This is a genomic window from Streptomyces sp. NRRL F-4489 (assembly GCF_001509485.1).
Taxonomy (GTDB): domain Bacteria; phylum Actinomycetota; class Actinomycetes; order Streptomycetales; family Streptomycetaceae; genus Streptomyces.
The window spans coordinates 1-4,147 of the sequence record NZ_LLZI01000115.1 but is presented as its reverse complement, the minus strand read 5'-3'; the positions used below and the strand labels follow the sequence as shown (position 1 = coordinate 4,147).

Below are 4,147 nucleotides of genomic sequence, written 5' to 3'. Positions count from 1 at the left end.
ACCCCCAGCAGCCGCACCAGCCCGGCCCGCAGCAGCACCCCCAGCAGCCGCACCAGCCCGGCCCGCAACCGCACCCGCAGCAGAACCAGCAGCATCCGCAGCAGCACCACCCCCAGCAGCCCACACTCCAGAGCCACCCCCAGCCCACGAACCAGCCGCACCCCCAGCAGCACCACCAGCCCCAGCAGCAGGTGCCGCCCCAGCACACCCCTCAGCACAACCAGCACCAGCAGAACCAGCAGCACAACCAGAACCACCAGCCGCAAGACCCGCATAACCAGCAGACCCAGCACCCGCAGCAGCAGCACCAGCCGCAGCAACCCCAGCACCAGCCGAGCCTCAACGACGTCCGGGCCAGCCTGAACCACCACCCGGGCGGCCTGTACTCGCCGTTCCCGCACGACCAGCAGGCGCTGGAGCACCACTTCCCGCGCAACCCGGACGGCACCCCGCAGGTCCACCCCGACCCGTTCCAGCCCTGGGCCAAGTACCAGAACGACGGCGGCGTGGGCGTCCCCGGCCGCTCCAACAACTGCGCCGACTGCACCCGTTCGTTCATGGAGTCCTGGTACGGCAACCCCCAGGTCTCCGCGCCCCGTACGTACGACAAGGACGCGCACGGCAACCTGGACACCCGCTCCGGTGAACGGGACGGCACGAACAACATCCAGCAGTGGGCCGGCACCAACTTCCGCAACTCCGGCCAGAACGCCCACGACGGCTACAACAACATCGCCCACGAACTCCAGCAGGCGGGCCACGGCGCGGCCGCGGCCGTCCTGGTGACGTGGCCGAAGAACCCGGACGGCTCGGGCGGCGGCGCCCACGTCTTCAACGCGGTCAACCACAACGGCAAGGTCGTCTGGGTCGACAGCCAGACGGGCAAGGTGAGCCACCAGCCCATCAACACCCAGGCGGACGGCGTCTGGCACCTCACCCTCGACGCCAACCGCAAGCCCTTCGACCCCACCGCCACCCAGCACCAGGCCCCCACCCAGCAGCACCCCCAGAACCAGCAGCACCCCCAGCAAAACCACCCGCAGCAGCAGCCCCAGCCCCAGCCCCAGCAGCACCAGAACCAGCAACCCCAGCCCCAGCAGCACCAGCCGCAGCCGCAGCCGCAGCCCCAACACCAGCCGCAGCCGCAGCCGCAACACCAGCCGCAGCAGCACCAGCCGCAGCCGCAACACCAGAATCAGCAGCAGCCCCACCAGGGCCAGCAGCCCCAGAACCCCTACCAGCAGCAGCCGCACCAGGGGCAGCAGCACCCGCAGAACCCGTACCAGCACCAGCCCCAGAACCCGTACCAGCAGCACCAGCCGCAGCAACCGCACGTCCAGCAGCAACCGCACTACCCGCAGGTCCAGCAGCAGCCCCAGCACCAGCAGCCGTACCCGCAACAGCAGCCCCACCAGCCGTACCCGCAGCAGCAGCACCCGCAGAACCCGCAGCCCCAGTACGGCCAGCACCAGCCGCAGCACCAGCCGCAGAACCCGTACGCCCAGCACCCCCAGCAGCAGCCGCAGCACCCCTACCAGCAGCAGCCCCACCAGCAGCCGAACCCGTACCAGCAACACCAGGGCCAGCCGCAGCACCAGCAGCCCAACCCCTACCAACAGCACAACCCGTACCAGCAGCCCCACCAGGGCCAGCAGCCCCAGCACCCGTACCAGCAGCAGCCGCACCAGGGGCAGCAGCCTCAGCACCCCTACCAGCAACACCCGCAGCAGCCGCAGTACCAGCACCCGCAGCAGCACCAGCCGTACGCGCAGCCGCACCAGCAGTACCCGCAGCAGCACGCCCCGGCCCCGCACCAGCAGCCGCAGCCCCACGTGCCGCAGCAACCGCACGTGCCGCAGCAGCAACACCCCCAGCAGCCGCACGTCCAGCACCCGCAGCAGCAACACCCACAGCAGCCGCAGCCACAGCACCCCTACCAGCAGCCCCAGCACCCGTACCAGCAGCACCAGCCCCAGCACCCGCCCTACCCTCAGCACGCCCCCAACCAGCACCCCTCGGGCACTCCGGAAACGCACCACAACCCCGGCGACGGTCAGACTCCGCACACCGACCGCCCGCACCACGACGCCTCCGCGCCCGGAACGAAGCCGGAACACACCCCGGACCACACCAAGCCCGAGCACTCCGCCGACCACACGCCGGACCACGACTCCACGCACCAGCAGCCCCACACCGGCCCCGAGCACCCGCACGCCGCGGCGCCGCCGCGCAACCCCGGCATGCTCCCGCCGCCGGACCCGGGGGCGCACCCGGTGCCCGGCCAGCACCACTCGCCGGAGCCCATGGACCTGGACGAGCCGTCGCACTCGCAGGGCCACCACCACGGCGACGACGACGTCCACATGACGGACGCCGACCACGACACCGACCACGACCGGCGCCCGCTTCCGGACCGCGAGGACCCGCACCAGCAGCAGCTGGGCATCGAACCGGACGCCGAGCAGCAGTCGCTGCGCGAGCACTCGCCCGTCCACCGCATCGACCTGGACCACGTCCACGACCGGATGCTCCACTGGGCGGACGACGGACGGCTGTCCAACCTCCTGGAGGAGTCGCACCAGCGTCTCCAGGCGGAGCGCGCCGCGCTCAAGAACGGCGAGGCGCCCCCGCCGACCGCGTTCACCCACCAGGAACTGGAGCACCACCTCGGTGACGACTTCCGGCGGATGAACGACGGTGAGCGCATGGCCGTGGTCGCCACGCTCGCCCGCGTGAGCAGCGATTACCACGAGAGCCAGGGCGTCGGGCACAACCCGAACCACGACTCCCAGCCGTACGCCAACGCGGGCAACCGTGCGGACGGTACCCCCGACCCGGCGAAGTCCTCCGACCGGCCGGTCAGCGCACAGGCACGCGAGGACGCCAATCCCAACTTCCCGCCCAAGTACCGCAAGGAAGGCGACGCGCCGAGCGATATCTCGTCCCTGCACGAGCAGCTCACCGGCAAGACCAAGGCCAAGCCGAACGCGGCCGAAGTCCATGACATCGTCAATTCCATCGGCCGGCACAAGCCTGATTTCTCCGGGAAGAACTACGCGGTGGTCGAAGTCACCGACCACAAGGGCAACACGACCTATATCGTCGATTCGTCCGTCCCCGCCGAACGGAGCGGAGTGACTCCCCGGCACTCCGAGAAGCACCTGCTGGACTGGGTGGAACGGCAGAATTCACTGAAGCCCGACGGGCAGAAATACACCGTCGCGAGCCTCTACACGGAACGGGAGCCCTGCGGCAGCGGCCAGGGCCACGCGCACTGCTCCCGGCTACTCGATTCGCACACGTCCATGCACGGAAAGCCGGTGTACTACAGCACGACGTACCGCACCGACCCGGAAGGCTTGGAGATGCGTGCCGACGAGCGGGAGAAGCAGCGCAAGAAGTACGCCTCCCAGATCGAGAAGGCGAACCAGATCCAGGACGATGCCCAGCGCCGCGAGGCACTGAAGGACATCAGCAGGAAAATCAACAACGCCGTGAAGAAGGTAGAGTCGGGCGCCGAAAAGGAGATGACCGCCGAAATGGACCGGCATCTCGCCGTCGTGGGCCAGGTCTGGGCCAAGTCCATGACGCACATCGTTTCCCCGCAAGCGAGCACCCCATGACAGAACCGACCGCCGACCAGCCCGCCCTCACCCCCGCCGAGGCCGCCGACCGCGTCGTCGACTGGTGGGAGCACCACCGCGGTGACGCGAGCCTGGTCCACCTCACCGTGGACCGGAACGACGGCGCCGCCGAGTCCGTCCTGCGGGAGGTGCACCGGCGCGTCCCCGGCAGCATCCTGCTCGACGCGACGGGGAAGTCGGCGGAGGGCCTGCTCCGCGCACTGCTGAGCGAACTCGGCGTGCTGGACGGGTGCCACTATGCGTTCGAGTGGGGCGAGCGGATCAAGAAGCTCGGCCGGGACCACCTGGTGCTGATCGATCACGCGCAATCCGCGGGTCTCACTCGCCGTTCCGCCCAGCCCGAGCTGGTGGTACAGCGCCTGGCCGGATCGCTGCGGTACAAAAGCGGCATCGGGACGGTCGTGGCCGGACCCAGGGAGCGCAAGAAGCGCAGCAGGAACCTCACCCTCGCCCTCCACCTCGCCTCCCCCTCCGGCGACGCCACCCCACCCCCCACCGACCTC

3 protein-coding genes are annotated in these 4,147 nt (G+C 69.9%); 2 read left to right on the top strand and 1 reads right to left on the bottom strand.

The annotated features are described in order from the left end of the window. Window positions 1-206 (bottom strand): hypothetical protein (locus ADL22_RS12005; RefSeq protein WP_159048614.1); only part of this gene is annotated, 206 nt, incomplete at its 3' end. Here ADL22_RS12005 and ADL22_RS36640 point away from each other — a divergent pair. Together ADL22_RS36640 and ADL22_RS11995 are read left to right on the top strand one after the other, a co-directional pair. Then, the gene (locus ADL22_RS36640; RefSeq protein ID WP_066976970.1) at window positions 192-3,623 is read left to right on the top strand and encodes a toxin glutamine deamidase domain-containing protein; all 3,432 of its coding nucleotides are present in this window, start codon (window positions 192-194) and stop codon (window positions 3,621-3,623) included. The two genes, ADL22_RS12005 and ADL22_RS36640, sit on opposite strands and share 15 nt — an antisense overlap. Further along, window positions 3,620-4,147, top strand: a 528-nt coding sequence (locus tag ADL22_RS11995) for a hypothetical protein (protein WP_159048613.1), incomplete at its 3' end; no start/stop codon positions are given. The genes ADL22_RS36640 and ADL22_RS11995, both read left to right, overlap by 4 nt.